Annotated in this window: 16 protein-coding genes; 7 read left to right on the top strand and 9 right to left on the bottom strand. The window is 73.0% G+C overall.

Translation table 11 applies throughout. The features are described 5' to 3' along the window. Nucleotides 1–55: 55 nt before the first annotated feature. The 6 genes from ACFYON_RS03540 to ACFYON_RS03515 all read right to left on the bottom strand — a co-directional run bounded on the left by ACFYON_RS03540 (nucleotide 56) and on the right by ACFYON_RS03515 (nucleotide 4,461). Nucleotides 56–1,021 carry a cysteine synthase gene (locus ACFYON_RS03540; RefSeq protein ID WP_354873450.1) on the bottom strand — a complete coding sequence of 322 codons (966 nt, stop codon included), beginning with the start codon at nucleotides 1,019–1,021 and terminating at the stop codon, nucleotides 56–58. Between the two features lie 10 nt (nucleotides 1,022–1,031). Further along, nucleotides 1,032–1,370 carry a MoaD family protein gene (locus ACFYON_RS03535; RefSeq protein ID WP_354873448.1) on the bottom strand — a complete coding sequence of 113 codons (339 nt, stop codon included), beginning with the start codon at nucleotides 1,368–1,370 and terminating at the stop codon, nucleotides 1,032–1,034. A 67-nt stretch (nucleotides 1,371–1,437) separates the two neighbouring features. Continuing rightward, nucleotides 1,438–1,926 carry a M67 family metallopeptidase gene (locus tag ACFYON_RS03530; RefSeq protein WP_354873446.1) on the bottom strand — a complete coding sequence of 163 codons (489 nt, stop codon included), beginning with the start codon at nucleotides 1,924–1,926 and terminating at the stop codon, nucleotides 1,438–1,440. 55 nt (nucleotides 1,927–1,981) lie between these two features. Then, nucleotides 1,982–2,479, bottom strand: a complete 498-nt coding sequence (locus ACFYON_RS03525; RefSeq protein ID WP_354873547.1) for a DUF2017 domain-containing protein — start codon at nucleotides 2,477–2,479, stop codon at nucleotides 1,982–1,984. A gap of 61 nt (nucleotides 2,480–2,540) precedes the next feature. Continuing rightward, nucleotides 2,541–2,831: an ATP-dependent Clp protease adapter ClpS gene (clpS, locus tag ACFYON_RS03520; protein ID WP_181571954.1), complete on the bottom strand. Its 291-nt coding sequence runs from the start codon at nucleotides 2,829–2,831 to the stop codon at nucleotides 2,541–2,543. Between the two features lie 115 nt (nucleotides 2,832–2,946). Further along, complete coding sequence (locus tag ACFYON_RS03515) at nucleotides 2,947–4,461, bottom strand: hypothetical protein (RefSeq protein ID WP_387320526.1); 1,515 nt, start codon at nucleotides 4,459–4,461, stop codon at nucleotides 2,947–2,949. Between the two features lie 191 nt (nucleotides 4,462–4,652). On the opposite strand from ACFYON_RS03515, the gene ACFYON_RS03510 reads away from it, so the two are divergent. Genes ACFYON_RS03510 through ACFYON_RS03495 form a run of 4 tightly spaced genes read left to right on the top strand, consistent with a single transcriptional unit; the run spans nucleotide 4,653 to nucleotide 10,545 of the window. Then, the gene (locus ACFYON_RS03510) at nucleotides 4,653–7,328 is read left to right on the top strand and encodes a LuxR C-terminal-related transcriptional regulator (RefSeq protein WP_387320523.1); all 2,676 of its coding nucleotides are present in this window, start codon (nucleotides 4,653–4,655) and stop codon (nucleotides 7,326–7,328) included. 16 nt (nucleotides 7,329–7,344) lie between these two features. Further along, the gene (locus tag ACFYON_RS03505) at nucleotides 7,345–8,631 is read left to right on the top strand and encodes a nicotinate phosphoribosyltransferase (RefSeq protein WP_354873441.1); all 1,287 of its coding nucleotides are present in this window, start codon (nucleotides 7,345–7,347) and stop codon (nucleotides 8,629–8,631) included. Between the two features lie 51 nt (nucleotides 8,632–8,682). Next, nucleotides 8,683–9,264, top strand: coding sequence for an isochorismatase family protein (locus ACFYON_RS03500; protein ID WP_354873439.1), 582 nt, complete (start codon nucleotides 8,683–8,685; stop codon nucleotides 9,262–9,264). A gap of 39 nt (nucleotides 9,265–9,303) precedes the next feature. After that, nucleotides 9,304–10,545, top strand: coding sequence for an MFS transporter (locus ACFYON_RS03495; protein ID WP_354873437.1), 1,242 nt, complete (start codon nucleotides 9,304–9,306; stop codon nucleotides 10,543–10,545). 362 nt (nucleotides 10,546–10,907) lie between these two features. On the opposite strand, the gene ctaD is transcribed toward ACFYON_RS03495, so the two are convergent. Further along, complete coding sequence (gene ctaD / locus ACFYON_RS03490; protein WP_354873435.1) at nucleotides 10,908–12,665, bottom strand: cytochrome c oxidase subunit I; 1,758 nt, start codon at nucleotides 12,663–12,665, stop codon at nucleotides 10,908–10,910. A 126-nt stretch (nucleotides 12,666–12,791) separates the two neighbouring features. After that, nucleotides 12,792–13,898: an FAD-dependent monooxygenase gene (locus ACFYON_RS03485; RefSeq protein WP_354873433.1), complete on the bottom strand. Its 1,107-nt coding sequence runs from the start codon at nucleotides 13,896–13,898 to the stop codon at nucleotides 12,792–12,794. 328 nt (nucleotides 13,899–14,226) lie between these two features. Between ACFYON_RS03485 and ACFYON_RS03480 the strand changes: the two genes are divergently transcribed. After that, complete coding sequence (locus tag ACFYON_RS03480; protein ID WP_354873431.1) at nucleotides 14,227–15,363, top strand: cellulose binding domain-containing protein; 1,137 nt, start codon at nucleotides 14,227–14,229, stop codon at nucleotides 15,361–15,363. A 60-nt stretch (nucleotides 15,364–15,423) separates the two neighbouring features. Here the strand turns inward: ACFYON_RS03480 and ACFYON_RS03475 are convergent, their stop codons facing one another. Further along, complete coding sequence (locus ACFYON_RS03475; protein ID WP_354873429.1) at nucleotides 15,424–16,206, bottom strand: aldo/keto reductase; 783 nt, start codon at nucleotides 16,204–16,206, stop codon at nucleotides 15,424–15,426. Between the two features lie 77 nt (nucleotides 16,207–16,283). Here ACFYON_RS03475 and ACFYON_RS03470 point away from each other — a divergent pair, with 77 nt between their 5' ends. Then, nucleotides 16,284–17,318: a DNA polymerase ligase N-terminal domain-containing protein gene (locus ACFYON_RS03470; protein ID WP_354873427.1), complete on the top strand. Its 1,035-nt coding sequence runs from the start codon at nucleotides 16,284–16,286 to the stop codon at nucleotides 17,316–17,318. Between the two features lie 8 nt (nucleotides 17,319–17,326). Then, the gene (locus tag ACFYON_RS03465; RefSeq protein ID WP_354873425.1) at nucleotides 17,327–18,508 is read left to right on the top strand and encodes a threonine synthase; all 1,182 of its coding nucleotides are present in this window, start codon (nucleotides 17,327–17,329) and stop codon (nucleotides 18,506–18,508) included. Nucleotides 18,509–18,534: the final 26 nt, after the last annotated feature.

The following is an 18,534-nucleotide window of genomic DNA, read 5'->3' as shown; positions in this document are numbered from 1 at the left end:
GGGACCGGCGGTCCGGCCGGCGGGCACGCCACCGACCGGACCGGCCATCGGCCCGTCAGGCCCAGAGCTGACCCTCCAGGGCCTCCTCCGCGTCGGCGAGGGTGCCGCCGTACGCGCCGGTCGACAGGTATTTCCAGCCTCCGTCGCAGACCACGAACGCCACGTCGGCGCGGCGGCCGTCGCGGACCGCCTCGTGCGCCACCGCGAGCGCGGCGTGCAGGATCGCGCCGGTGGAGAATCCGGCGAAGATGCCCTCCACCTCGACGAGCTGCCGGGTACGCAGCACCGCGTCCCGCGTGCCCACCGAGAAGCGGCGGGACAGCACCCCGGCGTCGTACAACTCGGGCACGTAGCCCTCGTCGATGTTGCGCAGGCCGTAGACCAGCTCGCCGTAGCGCGGCTCGGCCGCCACGATCTGGATGCCCTCGACCTTCTCCCGCAGGTAGCGCCCGGTGCCCATGAGCGTGCCGGTGGTGCCCAGCCCGGCGACGAAGTGGGTGATGCCCGGCAGGTCCTGCAGCAGCTCCGGCCCGGTCGTCTCGTAGTGCGCCCGGGCGTTCGCCTCGTTGCCGTACTGGTAGAGCATCACCCAGTCGGGGTGCTCGGCGGAGATCTGCTTGGCGGTCGCGACCGCCTGGTTCGAGCCGCCCGCCGCCGGCGAGAAGATGATCTCCGCGCCGTACATGCGGAGCAGTTGCACCCGCTCGGTGGAGACGTTCTCCGGCATCACACAGACCAGGCGATAGCCGCGCAGCTTCGCCACCATGGCCAGCGAGATGCCGGTGTTGCCGCTGGTCGGCTCCAGGATGGTGTCACCCGGACGCAGCCGGCCGGCCTCCTCGGCCGCGCGGACCATGAACAGCGCCGCGCGGTCCTTGATGCTGCCGGTCGGGTTCCGGTCCTCCAGCTTGGCCCAGAGCCGCACCGGCGGCGCCCCCTCGGGCACCGTCGGCGAGAGCCGGGGCAGGCCGACCAGCGGCGTGCCGCCGCAGGCGTCGAGCAGGCTGTCGTACCGCGTCATCGCGGCCCCCTCAGCGCGCGGCGCGCGAGGAGACCGCGTGCGAGGCGATCGCCGCGGCGGCCGCGAAGCCGAACGCGCCGCCGGCCACGGCCGGCAGGACGGTCACGCTGTCGCCGTCGTTGAGCTTGGCGTCGAGCGCGCCGAGGAAGCGGACGTCCTCGTCGTTGACGTAGACGTTCACGAACCGGTGCAGCGCGCCCGCGTCGGTGACCAGGCGAGCCCTCAGGCCGCCGTGCCGGGAGTCCAGGTCGGCGAGCAGGTCGGCGAGCGTGTCGCCGCTGCCCTCGACGACCTTCGCGCCGCCGGTGTAGCTGCGCAGGATGGTGGGGATGCGAACCTCGATGGCCATGGTGTCTCGTGCTCCTCGTTCGGGATCGTGCCAGGTGACGGGAAAAGGAAGGTGCCGGCGCTGAAGGTCAGCGGTCGGAACACTCGTAGTCGACCGTCGCCGGGCTCTGCCCGAACATGTAGGACTGGACGGCGTTCGGGTCCACGCCGGCATCCACGATCCTCACCGGCTCCTCGGTGATCACGCCGTCGACGATCCGGAAGGAGCGGATCTCCTCGGTGTCGGGCTCGCGGGTCGAGACGAGCAGGTAGTGCGCGCCCGGCTCGCCGGCGAAGGAGACGTCGGTACGCGACGGGTAGGCCTCCGTCGCGGTGTGCGAGTGGTAGATGACTACCGGTTCCTCGTCACGGTCGTCCATCTCCCGCCACACCCGCAACTGCTCCATCGAGTCGAACTCGTAGAACGTCATCGAGCGGGCGGCGTTGTCCATCGGGATGTGCCGGGTCGGGGTGTCACTGCCGACGGGGCCGGCGACCACGCCGCACGCCTCGTCCGGGTGGTCCCGACGCGCGTGGGCGACGATCGCGTCGATGATCGACCGGTCGATGCTCAGCACGCCTGCCAGCCTAGCCCCTGGTCACCCCGGGCGGCGAGGTGGCGACCGTCACCACTCAGTCGATGAGCGCGTTGAGCAGGGACTCCTGGAGATATCCGAGATAGGCGTAGACCGACAGTTGGAACACCCGGGACGAACCGGGATCCGCGGCCACCGCGTCGTCGAGCTCCTCGCCCAGGTCGGTGCCGTCCTTGATCTCCAGGCGTACGCCCATCGCCAGCCGCGCGTCGTTCAACGCCCGCAGCCACGCCTCGGCCGCCTCCGCGTCCAGCCGCACCTCGCCACCGGCGTCGCCGTCGGGCAGCGCGGCGAGGATCGCGCCCGCCTGGTCGATCTTGCCGGTCTTCAGGTCGCCCTCGGTGTAGCGGCGGAACTCGGCGGTGCCGGCGTCGTCGTCCGGGTAGACGTCGGGGAAGAGCCGCCCGACCACCGGGTCGCTGTGGTCGAAGCCGTCGGTCAGCAGGCCGACCACCTCGCCCGCGACCTTGCGCAGCACCCGGACCTCGTCGACCGCGAACGTGGCCACGTAGTGGTCGCCCCGGCGGCGGAACATACTCACGGCGTCACCTCTGCTCGCGACTGCGGGGCTCGCAGCACCGGCTCACTCCTCGCGCTCACGACCGCTCCACCGTCGCCCAGAGCCCGTACGCGTGCAGTTGCGCCGCGTCGTGCTCCATCCGCTCCCGTGCCCCGCTGGAGACCACGGCCTTGCCCTTGTGGTGCACGTCCAGCATGAGCCGCTCCGCCTTCTCCCGGCTGTACCCGAAGAGCTTCTGGAACACCCAGGTCACATACGTCATCAGGTTGACCGGATCGTCCCAGACGATGGTCACCCATGGCCGGTCGGAGACCGGCACCTCTTCGGTGTCCGGCGTCTCGACCGGCGCAACCTGTGGAGCCGCCATGTCCCCCATCGTGCCACCGGATCCCGGAAACCGATGAACCGGAACGGCGCGCCGGTCGTCGTAACCCGCCCGGGCCGCGTACGCGAGCCCGGGTCGCCGCCGGCCGGCGGCCCCGTCAGGCCAGCAGGATGCCGTGGTCGACAGCATCGGCGAGCACCGTGCCCAGCGAGAGCCGGATCACCTCGAAACGTTGGGACACCTCGCGGGACAGTTCCAGCTCGACCTCGCGCAGCGCGCGCTGGGCCCAGGAGCGAGCGGCGTTCGGATCGTCGTTGCCGGGCGCCCGCCAGTGCTGCCAGCAGCCGCCGTTGAGGGCGACGCCGACCGGCGGGAGCACCTCGTCCCGCGACGCGCCGGGCAGTCCGGCCAGCGCGTCCAGGGCGCCGGGTCCGGTGAGCCCGGCGACGCCCGCCGTGCTGGTGACCAGGAGCACCCGGTCCAGCTCGGCGGCGTCCGGGTGGTCGGCCACGCCCCGGCGCACCGCGTGGGTGATCCGCCGGCGTACGCCCTCGGCCGGCGGCTCGCCGAAGACCCGGGCGGCGGCCTCGTCGACCAGGTCCCGCGCGGCCTCGTCGCACTGGGCGGTGGCGAGCAGCGACAGCGCCTCCAGCTCCCGGTCGAGCAGCGGCGGCAGGCCGGCGCAACCGGCCCCGAAGACGATCTCCTGCACCACCCGCAGGTGGATGTTTGCCAGTTCCAGGGCGAGGTGCTGCCGGATCCGGTGGGCGCTGGCGCGGGCCTGACGGTCGATCCGGTCGGCCAGCTCGCCCGGCTCGACGCCGGCCGGCACCGGCACCCGGCCGAGCGTGCCGTCCGGCGCCGGCGGGCGCGCGCCGGTGCGACGCAGCACCTCGTCGGCCCAGCCCACCAGCGCACGGCGCAGGCGCGGCAGTTCGGCCCGCCGGGCCGGGAACCACCGGGCCCGGTCGAGCGCCGGGACCGCGGCGAGCAACGTCGCGCGGTGCGCCTCGGTGGAGACCGACACCGGGTCGAGCCGGCCGGTGGACCCGGACCGGCCGGGCGGCGGCACGGCCGTCACCCTGTCCGGCACCGCCCCGCCGGGCGTGACGGCGAAGAACACCTCGACCCGGGTACGCGCCACCTCGGCCAGCAGGTGCAGCTCGGCCGCGCTGAACGCCTGGTCGGCGGAGATCACGAAGAGCAGCGCGCCGGCCCGGCCGACGGCGTCGCGCAGGACCCGGCCGCCGGCCACCCCCAGCGTGCCGGTGTCCGGCGTGTCGACCACCGTGAAGTGCCGCAGCAGCGGACCGGGCAGGCCCAGCTCGACCCGCCGGGGTGGCCGGGCCGGGCGGGCGACCGGCGGGTCGGCGTCGTAGGGGTGCGGCCGGCGGTAGCCCGGGACGTACGCCACGCGGGTGACGGTGGCGGCGTGCCGGACCAGCAGGTTGCTTCCCGGCGGCACGGTGAGCGTCGCGGCCTCGATCCGGAGCAGGGCGGCGATCAGCTCGCGCCGGTTCGCGCCGGCCGGACCGGCGACGACCACGACGCTCGGATCGTCCGGACCGGCCGTGGTCACCACGGGCCGGGCCGGCTGCGGGACACCTCCGGAGCGCTGGGCCCGGCGGCGTGGGTCGGGCACGTCGACCGAAGGGAGCGGACCTGGCGTCATCAGGTGGCCTCCCGGTGAGGCGACCAGGGGCGGTCGCGGGATTTTTCCCCGATAGCAGGGTTTGCCGGAAGAGTACGAGTGTCGACCATCCGGCAATCGACACCTCGGTACTCACGAGCAATGGACAGATTACTCAACTTCTCTGCGTGACGGCACGTACGCGCACCGAAAGCGATCGATATGCTGCGTCGATGAGCAGGTGGGAGTTCGTCGGCCGTACTGACGACCTTCACCGTCTGCGATCCGCGGTCGACGGCCCGGAGGGGCGCGGGCTGCTCCTGAACGGCGAGGCGGGAGTGGGAAAGAGCCGGCTGCTGCGGGAGGGGATGGCTGCGCTCTCCCCCGAGCGGTACGCGACCTGGTCCATCGCGGCCAGCGCCACCACCGCCGCGTTGCCGTTCGGTGGGCTGGTCCAGGTGCTGCCCAGCGCGCGGCCGCAGGGCCTGTCCCCCGCCGGGCTCCTGCGCTGGGCCGTGGACGTGCTCCAGGAACAGGCCGCGGGCCGGCGCATCGTGCTGGCCGTGGACGACGCGCATCTGCTCGACCCGCCCTCGGCGGCTCTGGTGCACCTGGTCGCCCGCTCGGAGAACGCGTACGTCGTCGGGACGCTGCGCGACGGCGAAGAGGCCCCGCTGCCGATCCGCGCACTCTGGACCGACGACCTGGCCGACCTGGTCGAGGTGGGCCCGCTGCGCCGCGACGAGACCACCGGCCTGCTCGCCGCCATCCTGGGCGGCCCGGTCGACGCGTGTTCCTCCGAACGGCTGTTCCAGCTCTCCGCCGGCAACCCGCTGCTGCTGCTGCGGGAACTGGTGCTGGCCGCCCGCGACGAGCTGAACCGCAGGTACGGGATCTGGACCTGGACCGGCCGGCTGGAGCTGGCGCCGAGCCTGACCGAGCTGATCGGTGCCCGGATCGGCCGGCTCACCCCCGGCGTCCGGGCGGTCGTCGAGCTGGTCGCCTTCGGTGAGCCGCTGGGCCTGCGCCTGCTGCAACGGGTGGTCGACCCGGCGGACGTGGAGACGGCCGAGGAACGCGGGCTCGTCACCCTGGTCCGCGACGACCGGCGACTCGACGTCCGCCTGGCGCACCCGCTCTACGGCGAGGTGATGCGCCGCCGATGCCCGGTCAGCCGTACCCGTCGGCTCCAGGCCACCCTGGCCGGGCTGCTGGAGCAGGTCGGCAAGCGCCGCCGGGAGGACCTGCTGCGGGTCGCGGTGTGGCGGCTCGACTCGGGTACGGCGCAGGACGTGGCCCTGCTGCTCGACGCGGCCGTGCAGGCGTTCGGCCGCTACGACGTGCCGCTGGCCACCCGGCTGGCCCGGGCCGCGCTGGAGGCCGGCGGCGGCACCGACGCCGCGGAGCTGCTCGCCACCATCCTGATGTTCGGCGACCGGCCGGACGAGGCACTCGGCGTGCTCGACCAGGTCGCCGGCGAAATCCACGACGACCACCGGCGTAGCCGGTGGCTGACCGTCCGGGGCATGGTCAGTTACTGGGGGCTCGACCGGGAGTCCACGGTGGAGGAGATCGCCGCGCGCGGCGCGGAACTGACCGACCCGGCCGACCGGGCCCGGGTACGGGCGTTCGAGGCCAGCATGCGGCTGCACCGGCTGGACGTCGACGTCGCGGTACGGCTGGCCCAGGAGGTGCTGGACCGGCCGGCCGCCCCGATGGCCGCCCGGGAGCTGGCCCGCTGCACACTCGCGCATCTCCAGGCGGCGCAGGGGCAGTACCGGCGCAGCGCCACCGCGGTCGCCCGGGTGCAGGCCGAGGCGGCCTGCTGGCGGGCCGACATGCCGTACCTCCAAGTCGCCATGGAGCTGGCCCGGGGGACCCGGCTGACGCTCTCCGGCGACCTGGCCGGCCTCGACGCGATAGCCGCCGACGAGTTCACCGGCCTCGCCGGGGCCGGCGACTTCCGGCTCGGCACCGGCTACCTGGCGGTCCTCCAGGCGTACGCGGCGCGGCTGCGCGGGCGTGCCGACGACGCTCTGCGGATCAGCCTGGGGGCGTGCGCGGTGCTCGCCACCAGCCGGGCGTACGGGGGTCTCGCCCACGCCGAGCGCGCCCAGGCCGCCGCGCTGCGCGGGGACGTGACGCACGCGGCCGAGGCGATGGCCGAGGCGGACCGGACGCACGCGTCCGGCATGGCCGTCCTCTACCCGTGGCTGGAACAGGCCCGGGGAGCGGTCCAGGCGGCGACGGGCGACCTGCCGGCGGCCGCCAAGCACCTGTGCGCGCTCGCCGACCGGCTGCGCGAGGACGGCCTGGCCGGGCACGAGCTGCTCGTCCTGCTCGACCTGGTCCGGCTGGACCGGGCCGCCGCGCCGGTCGGCCCGACCTGCACCGACGGTGGCCGGCGCAGCGTGGCACAACGCCTGGCCGAGCTCTCCGAGCAGGTCGACGGCGCGCTGCCACCACTGGTCGCCCGGTTCGGGCGGGCGGCCGTCGACGGCTCCCCGTGCGCGCTGCTGGCCGTCGCCGACGACTTCGCCGCCCGCGAGCTGACCGTGTACGCGGCCGAGGCGGCCGCCCTGGCGCTGCTCCGGGCGCGGGACGTCCGGGGTGTCGCCGCCGGGCCGATCCGGGAACGCCTCGCCGAACTGCTGCGCCGCTGCGACGACATCTCCACCCCGGCGCTACGGCTGCTGCGTCCGACGCTCAGCGAGCGGGAGTGGGAGGTCGCCCTCCTTGCCGCCGACGGGCTGACCAGCCGCGCCATCGCCGAGCGGCTGTTCCTGTCGACGCGCACGGTGGAGAACCATCTCCAGCGCGTCTACAGCAAGCTCGGCGTCGCCGGGCGCGGCGGGTTGCGGGCCGCCCTGCGGTCGTGGCCGGGGCACGACGGCACGGATCCGAGCTGAACTCTAGGCTGGAGCGGTGAGCACCCTTCGTCCCGCGCTGCTGACCGACCACTACGAGCTGACCATGGTCAGCGCGGCCCTGCGTGACGGCACGGCCGACCGACGCTGCGTCTTCGAGGTGTTCAGCCGGCGGCTGCCGGCCGGGCGCCGGTACGGCGTGGTCGCCGGGACCGGCCGGCTGATCGACATGATCCGTGACTTCCGGTTCGACCCGGCGGAGATCGACTTCCTACGCCGCACCGGCGTGGTGGACGACCGGGCCGCGCAGTGGCTGGCCGACTACCGGTTCACCGGCGACATCGACGGGTACGCCGAGGGCGAGCTGTTCTTCCCCGGCTCCCCGATCCTCACCGTGTCCGGCACGTTCGCCGAGTGCGTGGTGCTGGAGACGCTCGTGCTGTCAGTGCTCAACCACGACTGCGCGGTCGCCGCCGCGGCGGCCCGGATGGTCACCGCGGCCCGGGGGCGGGCGCTGATCGAGATGGGCTCCCGCCGGGCACACGAGGAGGCCGCCGTGGCCGCGGCGCGGGCCGCGTACCTGGCCGGGTTCCGCTTCACCTCCAACCTGGCCGCCGGGCAGCGCTACGGCATCCCCACCGCGGGCACCGCCGCGCACGCCTTCACGCTGCTGCACGACGACGAGCGGGCCGCGTTCGCCTCCCAGGTCGCCACGCTCGGCAAGGACACCACGCTGCTCGTCGACACGTACGACATCGCCCAGGGCATCCGCAACGCGATCGCGGTGGCCGGGCCGGAACTGCGGGCGGTCCGGATCGACTCCGGCGACCTCGCGGTGATCGCCCAGCAGTCCCGGGAACTGCTCGACTCGCTCGGCGCCACCGAGACGAAGATCATCGTCTCCGGCGACCTGGACGAGTACGCCATCGCCGCGCTCGCCGCCGAGCCGGTGGACATGTACGGCGCCGGCACCGCCGTGGTGACCGGCTCCGGGGCGCCCACCGCCGGGCTGGTCTACAAGCTGGTCGAGGTGGAGGGCCGGCCGGTGGTCAAACGCTCCGAGCACAAGGCCACCATCGGCGGCCGGAAGGTGGCGGTCCGCCGGCACAAGCCGACCGGCACCGCCACCGAGGAGGTCATCGTGCCGCAGGGCGTACCGGACCGGCAGCCCAACGACCGGTTGCTCCAGCGCTCGTACGTGGTGTCGGGCGAGCCGGAGACGCTGCCCACGCTGGAGGAGTCCCGGGACCACCTGCGCCAGTGCCTGATCTCGATCCCGTGGGAGGGGCTCAAGCTCTCCTCCGGGGATCCGGCCGTACCGGTGACCGTCGTACCCGCGAGCTGAGTCGTACCCGCGAGCTGAGTCGTACCCGCGAGCTGAGGAGGAACCCGTCAGATGGCGAATGCCCTGATCATCGTGGACGTGCAGAACGACTTCTGTGAGGGCGGCTCCCTCGCGGTCGGCGGCGGGGCCGGAGTGGCCGCCGGCATCTCCCGGCTGCTCGCGGCCGAGCCGGACCGATGGGATCGCGTGGTCGCGACGAAGGACTACCACGTCGACCCGGGCGCGCACTTCGGCGACCCGCCGGACTACGTCGACTCCTGGCCACGGCACTGCGTGGTCGGCACCGCCGGTTCCGAGTTCCACCCCGAACTGGTGACCGACCGGGTGGAGGCGATCTTCCACAAGGGCGAGCACGCGGCCGCGTACTCCGGCTTCGAGGGGCACGCCCCCGACGGCGAGTGCCTGGCCGACTGGTTGCGCCGGCACGACGTGGACCGGGTCGACGTGGTCGGCATCGCCACCGACCACTGCGTGCGCGCCACCGCCCTGGACGCCGCCCGGGAGGGCTTCCGGACCACCGTGCTGCTCGACCTGACGGCCGCCGTCGCGCCGGAGACGCTCGACGTGGCGCTACGGGCCCTCGACGGCGCCGGGGTGACCATGGCGGGCGAGCCGGTGATCAGGACCGCTTGACCGGGTAATCGGTTGCAGGTGTCGTACCCCGGCCCCAGGATGGCGCCGGAGGTACGGTCCGTCGTGAATCTGAAGCCTTACCGGGAAGCGCTCGCGCTGCCCGGTCTCCGATCGTTGCTGCTGGTGTCGGTGCTGGCCCGTGTGCCGCTGACCGCCACCGGGGTGACGCTCACCTTCTACGTGGTGCTCGACCTGGGCCGCGGCTACGGCGCCGCCGGCCTGGTCGGCGCCGCGTCCACGATCGGCGCGGCACTCGGCGCCCCGCTGCTCGGGCGGCTCATCGACCGCCGCGGACTCCGGCCGGTGCTGGTGCTCACCACTGTCGCCGAGGCGCTGTTCTGGTCCGCCGCGCCCGCACTGCCGTACCCGGTGCTGCTGCCCGCCGCGTTCCTCGCCGGGCTGCTCGCGCTGCCCATCTTCTCGATGATCCGCCAGTCGATCGCCGCGCTCGTGCCGGTGGAGAAGCGCCGCCCCGCGTACGCGCTGGACTCGATCGCGATGGAGCTGTCGTTCATGGTCGGCCCGGCGCTCGCCGTCGCCCTGGCCACCGCCGTCACGCCGCGCCTGACGCTCTGGGCGGTCGGCGCCGGGATCGTCGGCTCCGGCATCTGCTTCTGGCTGCTCAACCCGCCGGTGCGAGCCGCCGACGAGCAGGCCGGGCCGCAGCGCCCGGTGCACCGCCGCGAATGGCTCACCCCGCGTCTGCTCGCCGTGCTGGCGGTCAGCCTCGCCGGCACGCTGGTGCTCGGCGGCACCGACGTCGCAGTGGTCGCCGTGCTCCGCGCCGGGGGCGAGATCGGCTGGACCGGCGCCGTGCTGGCCGCCTGGGCGGTCGCCTCACTGATGGGCGGCTTCGCCTACGGCGCGGTACGCCGCTCGTTCTCCCCGCTGGCGCTGATGGCGGCGCTGAGCCTCGCCACCATCCCGGTCGGGCTGGGCGGGTCGCACTGGTGGCTGCTCTGTCTCGCGCTGATCCCGGCTGGTGCGCTCTGCGCCCCCACCCTCGCGTCCACCTCCGACGCGGTCAGCCGGCTGGCCCCGCCGTCCGTACGCGGCCTGGCCATGGGACTGCACGGCTCCGCGGTGACGGTGGGCATCGCGCTCGGCGCACCGCTGGCCGGCGCGGTGATCGACGCGACGGCGCCGGCGTGGGGCTTCGTGGTCACGGGCGCGATCGGCGCGCTGGTGGCGCTGGCGGTGCTCCCGATCGAGCTGCGCCACCGCCGCACCCCGGTCCCCACCCCGACTCCGGAACCCGACCTGGCCCCCGCGCCCTTGTAGCCCTCTCGCGCTCCCGCCCTCCCGCAGTTGACCAAGGTGTTCGCGTCCTCGTCAGCGGCGTGAACCGTCCCAAACCCCTTGATCACGGGCGCAGCGCGCGGCGCTGGACTCACCCGGCCCGGCCCGTCTGCTCCGGCGCGGCCCAAACTGGCCCGCCCGGAACTGGCCCTCCCCGACCGACCGACCCGTTGATCATGAAGTTAGCGGGGACAAATCGGACGCCGATCGCCGCTAACTTCATGATCGACGCGGAGGGGGTGGGGGGTGGGGTGGGGGTGGGGGAGAGAGGGTGCGGAAAGGGGCGGGCGCCGCGCCCCTGGCTAGGGGTGCGGCGCCCGTCTCGACGTGGCGGTGCGGTGGTGTCAGCGCTGGTCGAGGTTGCCTGCGGTGTCCTCCTGGTAGCTGGCGCCACCGTTGACCTCGCTGGTCAGCGGCTTCGCGCCACCCTCGGGCGGGCCGGCCAGGCTCTGCCCGGCGGCCAGCTCGGGGAACTTCGCGTCGAACGCCGGCCGCTCGGAGCGGATACGCGGCATACGGTCGAAGTTGCGCAGCGGCGGCGGGGAGCTGGTGGCCCACTCGAGCGAGTTGCCGTGGCCCCACGGGTCGTCGACCTCGACCACCGGGCCGGTCTTGTACGACTTCCAGCAGTTCCAGATGAACGGCAGCGTCGAGATACCGGTGATGAACGCGCCGATCGTGGAGATGGTGTTCAGCGTGGTGAAGCCGTCGGCGGCCTGGTAGTCGGCGTACCGGCGCGGCATGCCCTCGTTGCCCAGCCAGTGCTGCACCAGGAACGTGGTGTGGAAGCCGATCATGGTCAGCCAGAAGTGGATCTTGCCGAGGCGCTCGTCGAGCATCCGGCCGAACATCTTCGGGAACCAGAAGTAGATACCGGCGAACACGGCGAACACGATCGTGCCGAACAGCACGTAGTGGAAGTGCGCCACCACGAAGTACGAGTCGTGCAGGTGGAAGTCGAGCGGCGGGCTGGCCAGCAGCACACCCGTGAGACCACCGAAGAGGAAGGTCACCAGGAAGCCGATGGAGAACAGCATCGGCGTCTCGAAGGTGATCTGGCCCCGCCACATGGTGCCGATCCAGTTGAAGAACTTCATACCGGTGGGCACCGCGATGAGGTAGCTCAGGAAGCTGAAGAACGGCAGCAGCACCTGGCCGGTGGCGAACATGTGGTGCGCCCAGACGCTCATCGACAGCGCGGCGATGGCGACGGTGGCCGCGACCAGGCCCTTGTAGCCGAAGATCGGCTTGCGGGAGAACACCGGGATGATCTCGCTGATGATGCCGAAGAACGGCAGCGCGATGATGTACACCTCGGGGTGACCGAAGAACCAGAACAGGTGCTGCCACAGCATCGGCCCGCCGGTGGCCGGGTCGTACACGTGGGCGCCCATCAGGCGGTCCGCGGCGAGCGCGAACAGCGCGGCGGCCAGCAGCGGGAAGACCAGGATGGCCAGCAGGCTGGTGACCAGCATGTTCCAGGTGAAGATCGGCATCCGGAACATGGTCATGCCGGGCGCGCGCAGGGTCAGGATCGTGGTGATCAGGTTGACCGCGCCGAGGATCGTGCCCAGACCGGAGATGGCCAGGCCGACCACCCACATGTTGGCGCCGACGCCCGGGGCGTGCTCGGTGGTGCTCAGCGGCGTGTAGGCGGTCCAGCCGAAGTCGGCCGCGCCACCGGGGGCGACGAAGCCCGCCGTGGCGAGCGTGCCGCCGAACAGGTACAGCCAGTACGCGAAGGCGTTGAGCCGGGGGAACGACACGTCCGGGGCGCCGATCTGCAGCGGCACCACGTAGTTCGCGAAGGCGAACACGATCGGCGTAGCGAAGAACAGCAGCATGATCGTGCCGTGCATGGTGAAGAGCTGGTTGTACTGCTCGGGCGACAGGAACTGCAGGCCCGGTCGCGCGAGTTCGGCCCGCATGATCAGGGCCATCAGGCCACCGATCATGAAGAACACGAACGCGGTGACCATGTACATGATCCCGATCTGCTTCGCGTCCGTGGTGCGCAGCAGCCGCGCGAGGGCCGACCCCTTGACCGGCTCGCGGACCGGCCAGGGCCGGGTCACGACCGGCTTGGGTGCGACGGTGGTCACGAGTGGCCTCCGGTTCTGGTTGTCCCGCTCGGCGCGCTGGTCATCGGCGCAGCCGTCATCCGCAAGGAGGATAGTCCCCGGTAGGTGGCCTCGCCGCGTGGGGTGGGCGGCTACGATCTCCCGCCTTCACAGCGGGCCGGTCAGGAGTCGGTAGTGCTCCCGGAAGATCCGTCCGCCGCGTCCGCGCAGCAACGGGTCGCGCAGCGCCGGCGGCACGTCGCGGGTGCGGTTGCGGTCCCGGGTCCGGTCCCGCACCCAGCGGGTACGCGGCCGGCGACGGCTCTCGTACGCGATCAGCGCGGCCTCGACGCTGCCGGCGGCCCGCAGTGACTCGGCGAGCACGACGGCGTCCTCCAGCGCCATGGCCGCACCCTGGGACAACGTCGGTGCGGTGGCGTGAGCGGCATCACCGACGAGCAGCACCCGGCCGTGGAACCAGCGGCCCAGCTCGACCTCCTCGGTGCGCTCGGCGTGCACGCTCTCCAGCGCGGCCAGCACCTCGGGCACCGGGCCGCCGTAGGAGCCGAACAGCTCGCGCAGGCGGGCGAGCGGGTCGGCAGGCAGGTCGGCGCCGGCCTCGTCGGCGTAGCAGTGGAGCGACCCGGCGCCGAGCGGCACCACCAGGAAGCCGGCCCGCTGGCCGAGCAGGGCGGTCCAGTCCGCGATCCGGGGGCCGTCGCGTACCAGGGCTCGGTAGACCACCTGCCCGGCGGGGCGTGGCGGCCCGCCGAGGGCGGCGAGCGTCCGTACCGCCGAGCGCGGCCCGTCGGCGCCGACGACCAGGTCGTACTCGCCACCGGTGCCGTCGGTGAAGCCGACGGCGACCCGACCGGGCAGCAGGTCGACGGTGCTCACCTCGGCGCCGTGGCGTACCGCGCCGCCGGCGCCGGTGAGCAGCACCCGGTGCAGTTCGGCCCGGGGCAGGGCCCGGCACTCCCCCACTCCGGCCCAGAGCGCGTCGAGGTCGACCTCGCACAGCGGCGCCCCGTCGGCGTCGAGGAAGCGCTGCCGGTGGATCACCTGGCCGAGCGGGCGCAGCGGCCCGTCGAGGTCGAGCCGGCGCATCGCCCGGGCGGCGTTGCCCGGCAGGTAGAGGCCGGTCTCGGTCGACTCGGTGGGTGGCAGCCGTTCGGTGACGTCGGGCCGGAACCCCGCCAGGCGTAGCGCCCGGGCCACGGCGAGGCCGGCGAGGCCCGCGCCGACGACGAGGATGCGCAGGGGGGAACCACCCATCACGGGGTACGCCTCCGGAGGGGGATCGGAACGCGTTGGAGGCAAGACATTACTCGCCGCAACCAGGCGGCGGAAGTGTCCGTGCGCCCTGGCCCGGACCGCCGGTCGGTGACGCACCCCGTCCCACCGGCAGGAATCCCGCCTCCATCTGGGGGAAGGGCGCGGCCGGGGCACTCCCCGCGTCGCCGGCCGGACGCGGAGCGTTAACGATCTCGGTGCATTTGCGCAATGATTTCAGACATGTAAATGTATCTCTTGCACCGTGGGAGCGCTCCCGCCCGTATCCCCCTACCGAACGGCGCCGTCCCGCGCCGAGCCAAGGAGCATCATGAAGCGTCCACTCAGGGCCCTCGCGGCAGCCGGGCTGCTGGCCGCCGGCACCCTCGTCGCCGTCGCGCTCGGCGGCACCGCCTCCGCCGACACCCAGATCTGCGACCAGTACGGCTCGACCACCATCGGCGGCAAGTACGTGGTGCAGAACAACCGCTGGGGCACCAGTGCCCAGCAGTGCATCAACGTCACCTCGACCGGCTTCTCCATCACCCGGGCGGACGGCTCCGCGCCGACGAACGGGGCACCGGTCTCCTACCCGTCGATCTTCGTGGGCTGCCACTACACCAACTGCTCGCCCGGCACGAACCTGCCGGTGCAGGTGAAGAACATCAGCAGCGCGCCGGCCAGCATCAGCTACAACTACGTCAGCGGCGCGATCTACGACGCCGCGTACGACATCTGGCTCGACCCGTCGCCGAAGCGTGACGGCGTGAACCAGATGGAGATCATGATCTGGCTCAACCGGCAGGGCTCGATCCAGCCCATCGGCTCCCCGGTCGGCAACGCCAGCATCGCCGGCCGGACCTGGGAGGTCTGGCGGGGCAGCAACGGCTCCAACAACGTCATCTCGTACGTGGCGCCGTCGGCCATCCCCAGCTTCAGCTTCGACGCGCTGGCGTTCATCAACGACACCCGCAACCGGGGCGCGATCACGAACGACTGGTACCTGACCAGCATCCAGGCCGGCTTCGAGCCGTGGCAGGGCGGCGTCGGGCTGGCGGTGAACTCGTTCTCGCAGAACGTCAACACCGGCGGCTCCAACCCTCCGCCGACCACGTCGGCGCCGACCACGCCCCCGCCGTCGGGCGGCGCGTCCTGCACCGTCACCTACAAGGCGGCGAACGTGTGGAGCAACGGCTTCACCGCCGACGTGACGGTCAAGAACACCGGCTCCGGCACGGTCAACGGCTGGACGCTCAACTACAACCTGCCCTCCGGGCAGACCGTCACCAACGCGTGGAACGCCATGGTGAGCCAGAGCGGCTCGGCGGTGACCGCCCGCAACGCCGGCTACAACGGCACGCTGGCGCCCGGCGCGTCGACCAGCTTCGGCTACCAGGCGACGCTGAACGGCAGCTACTCCGCGCCGAGCAGCTTCACGCTCAACGGCTCCACCTGCGCCCGGGGCTGACCACCACACACGGGAAGGGGCGCGGTCCGCTGCGGACCGCGCCCCTTCCGCGCGTACGCCTCAACCGGCGAGCGCGTCGATGTCGCGCATCTCCTCGGCGGTGAGCGAGAACCCGAACACGTCGATGTTCGCGCGGATCCGCTCCGGCGTGACCGACTTCGGGATGACCACGATCTCGTGGTCGATGTGCCAGCGCAGCACCACCTGCGCCGGTGACACGTCGTGCGCCTGGGCGATGCGGACCAGCACCGGGTCGGACAGGTCGCTGGCCTTGAACGGGCTGTACCCCTCCAGCGCCACGCCCCGGTCCCGGTGGGCGGCGTGCGTGTGCCTGTCGTACAGCGACGGGCTCCAGCGGATCTGGTTGACCGCGGGCGTCTCCTCGGTGGCCTGGATCAGCTCGTCGAGCTGACCGATCGAGTAGTTGCTCACCCCGACCGTGCGCGCCATGTTCTCGTCCCGCGCGGCGAGCATCTCCCGCCACACCGGGATGCTGTCGCCCGGGGCGGACGGCGGCCAGTGCACCAGCCACAGGTCGACGTAGTCGGTGTCCAGGGCGGCCAGGCTTGCCTCGATGGTCTCGCGCTCCCGGCCCACCCGGTCCGGCGGCAGCTTGGTGGTGATGAAGAGGTCCTCCCGGCGCAGCCCACTCTCCCTGACCGCCCGGCCCACCTCCTTCTCGTTGCCGTACATGGTGGCCGTGTCGATGTGCCGGTAGCCGGCGTCCAGCGCGGCGAGCACCGCCTGGCATCCGGCCTCGCCGGTGGCCTGCCACGTGCCGAAGCCGAGCAGCGGGATCCGGACGTCACCGGCGAGCGGGAGGGTGGGCTGATCGAGGTCCATTCCCCCGTTCTACCCCGGTTCACCGCACACACACCGGCATCCCGGCACGCACGGCGGGTCTGGGGGAGGATGCGGGAATGGCGGACCGGCTGGAGGAGTACCGGCGGAAACGGGACGCCGCGCGTACCCCGGAACCGGTGCCCGAGCGGGCGCCCGGACGGAAGCGGTCCGCGCGGCGCGCACCACGCTTCGTCATCCAGCAGCACCACGCCCGGAGCCTGCACTGGGACCTGCGGCTGGAGCACGACGGGGTGCTGGCCTCCTGGGCGGTCCCGCGCGGCCTGCCCCGCGACCCGGGCCGCAACCACCTGGCCGTGCACACCGAGGACCACCCGATGGAATACCTGACGTTCCACGGGGAGATCCCCGTCGGGGAGTACGGCGGCGGGCGGATGATCGTGCACGACACCGGCACCTACCGCGCGGAGAAGTGGCGCGACGACGAGGTGATCGTGGTGCTGGACGGCGAACGCACGAAGGGGCGGTACGTCCTGTTCGCCACCGGGGGCCGGGACCCGGACTGGATGATCAGGCGCACCGACCCGGCGCCCGAGGGCTGGACGCCGATGCCCGAACTGGTCCGCCCGATGCTCCCCGCGGAGGGCGGGCGGCTGCCGCGCGACGCCGCCGCCTGGGGGTACGAGCTGCGCTGGGCGGGCGTGCGCGCGATGGCGTACGTCTCGGGCGGCCGGCTGCGGCTGCTCGACGGCGACGACACGGAGATCACCGCGTCGTACCCCTGGGCGCGGGCGATGGCCGAGGCGCTGGCGCCGGCCGAGGCGGTGCTCGACGGCGTGCTGGTACGGATCGACCCGGCCGGGCGGGTCCGGGCGCCGACCCGGCGCGACGGGCAGTTCCTCGCCGTCGACCTGCTCTGGCTGGAGGGCGTGTCCAGCCTCGACGTGCCGTACGCGCAACGCCGTGACCTGCTCGACGGTCTGGCGCTCGCCGGTTCGCACTGGCAGACTCCGCCGTGGTTCCCGGGAGTCGGCGCGGACGCCCTACGGGCCGCCCGTGAGCAAGGGCTCCCGGGAGTGGTGGCGAAACGCCTCGACTCCCCGTACGAGCCGGGTCGGCGCAGCCGGCACTGGCGCAGCATCGACGCGAGCTGAGGACCACAGTGCATCTGACGCACCTGGAGTGCCCGCGCTGCGGCCGTGAACATCCGGCCGACGTGTTGCAGAACCTGTGCGGCTGCGGCTCGCCGCTGCTGGCCCGCTACGACCTCGCCGCGGTGGCCGCCACAGTCGCCCCGGAGCAGTTCGGGCTGCGCCCGGCCGACCTGTGGCGCTACCGGGAGCTGCTGCCGGTGGCCGATCCCCGGTGCGTCACCACGCTGGGCGAGGGCTGGACGCCGATGTGGCGCGCGCCCGCGTACGGACACGAGATCGGTGTGGCGGACCTGATCGTCAAGGACGAAGGGCTGACCCCGACCGGGTCGTTCAAGGCGCGCGGCGCGTCGGTGGGCGTGAGCCGGGCCCGGGAGCTGGGCGTGCGGCGGATCGCCATGCCCACGAACGGCAACGCCGGTGCGGCGTGGGCCACGTACGCGGCGCGGGCCGGGATGGGCGCGACCATCGCCATGCCGCTGGCCGCGCCGACGATCTGCCGCGAGGAGTGCCTCGCCGCCGGCGCCGACCTGCGGCTCGTCGACGGCCTGATCAACGACGCCGGCCGGGAGATCGCCGAACTGATCGCCGGGTCGGACGGCGGGATCTTCGACGCCGGCACGCTGCGCGAGCCGTACCGCCTGGAGGGCAAGAAGACCATGGGGTACGAGATCGTCGAGCAGCTCGGCTGGCAGGTGCCCGACGTGATCGTCTATCCCACCGGCGGGGGTGTCGGGCTGATCGGCATCCACAAGGCGCTGCACGAGCTGCGCGAGCTGGGCTGGGTGGAGGACCGGCTGCCCCGGCTGGTGGCGGTGCAGTCCACCGGGTGCGCGCCGATCGTACGGGCGTTCGCGGCCGGCGAGGACCGGGCCACCCCGTGGGCGGACGCGCACACCGTCGCGTTCGGCATCACGGTGCCCGCCCCGCTCGGTGACGAGCTGATCCTGTCCGCGCTGCGGGACAGCGCCGGCACCGCGATCGCCGTGGACGACGCGGAGATCCTCACCGACCTACGCGACTTCGCCGCCCGGGAGGGGCTGCTGCTCTGCCCGGAGGGCGCGGCCTGCCTGACCGCCGCGCGGCACCTGCGCGCGGGCGGCTGGATCCGGCCCGGGGAGCGCGTGGTCGTGCTCAACACCGGCGCCGGCATCAAGTATCCGGGCCTGGTGCACAGCGGGGCACCCGTGTGACGACCGCGGGGCCCCGCCCGGCAACG

Source organism: Micromonospora sp. NPDC005686 (assembly GCF_042871665.1).
Lineage (GTDB): Bacteria > Actinomycetota > Actinomycetes > Mycobacteriales > Micromonosporaceae > Micromonospora.
The sequence above is the reverse complement of the archived record's forward strand: the minus strand, read 5'-3'. Positions and strand labels throughout refer to the sequence as shown.